At 47.9% G+C, this 1,088-nt stretch carries 1 protein-coding gene; it reads left to right on the top strand.

Features of this window, described 5'->3' with window-relative positions; all coding sequences use genetic code 11:
• The first annotated feature begins 78 nt into the window (after nucleotides 1-78).
• Nucleotides 79-1,080, top strand: a complete 1,002-nt coding sequence (locus ACSZO4_RS25645; protein ID WP_437891899.1) for an AAA family ATPase — start codon at nucleotides 79-81, stop codon at nucleotides 1,078-1,080.
• Nucleotides 1,081-1,088 lie beyond the last annotated feature (8 nt).

The following is a 1,088-nucleotide window of genomic DNA, read 5'->3' as shown; positions in this document are numbered from 1 at the left end:
AGGTCTCTTCTGATTTGTTAGCGCAACCAGTAGATCACACTTCATCGTGCCTTTCACTTTTTCTGGGGATTCCTCAGGGTGCTGGGAGCAAGGCGTTCCTATTCATTTAGTGATGCCGATTTTAATCTGATGAATTCAACCAATCCGATCGCTATCAGCGTCACTCTGGGTAAGCTCGACGATGACATTCTCAGTGTGGAACATTACGGGCGCTTCCTTCGCGGGTTTGATAATGCAACCCGCGAGATTCATGACGAGCCTGAAGAAAATGACGAAATCGTCATTACGTTAAAACTCATGGTCAACGAAGATTTGGAACCAGACTGGTGTTTATTTTCAGTTCGGGCGACAGAAGAAGGTTTCGAGAAAAGGCTCCAGTGGAAACACAGAGAGCTCCTGAGCCCTACTCGCCTCGGTACTGTTGCTCATCACCATTTGGCCTGGGGTAACCGCTCGGTACTTAATAAATTGTCAGAAGAGAGCTTTGATGTCAGTTCAATACTGGCTGAACTTTCCCGTCAGACCCGGCAAAGTTTTGCTGCACAAGAAATGCCACAGCTCGATGAGATTCTGGGCAACGTTCAAACAATAGCTAATGAGTTAGGCGTTCCGCTCGGTCAGCTGAAAGCGCTCCTCGATGTCAATGGCGTTTCACTGTCCAATAGCGCAATCAGCCTGCATAATAGTGACAATACTCCATTACGAATGTTAGGTACTGGGTCGTCCCGGCTGCTGGTAACCGGATTACAGAAAGCTGTTGGCAGGCCGGGAATAATTCTGGTCGATGAGGCCGAGTATGGACTTGAACCCTACAGAATCAGCCGGCTCCTTCATAAACTGGGTTCTCGTGACATCGATCCGACAGCGCAAATTTTCATTACTACTCATTCCCCTTATGTATTGCGTGAACTTAAGGCAACACAACTGTGTGTAATGCGTAAGTCTGGCCTCGCTTCACCAGCCCCATCACATACATTTCTGACTTTAACTGGTGATGACGAGGAACAGGCCACACTAAGGAAGGTGCGATTTAATCGGTGGGGTTCAGTGGAGTCCTTATCTGTATTAGCCTTACCTTAGCTGAGCTG

The sequence above is a fragment of the Phytobacter sp. V91 genome, assembly GCF_965644225.1.
Lineage (GTDB): Bacteria > Pseudomonadota > Gammaproteobacteria > Enterobacterales > Enterobacteriaceae > CBFFRJ01.
This window is presented reverse-complemented; position numbering and strand designations above follow the sequence as displayed.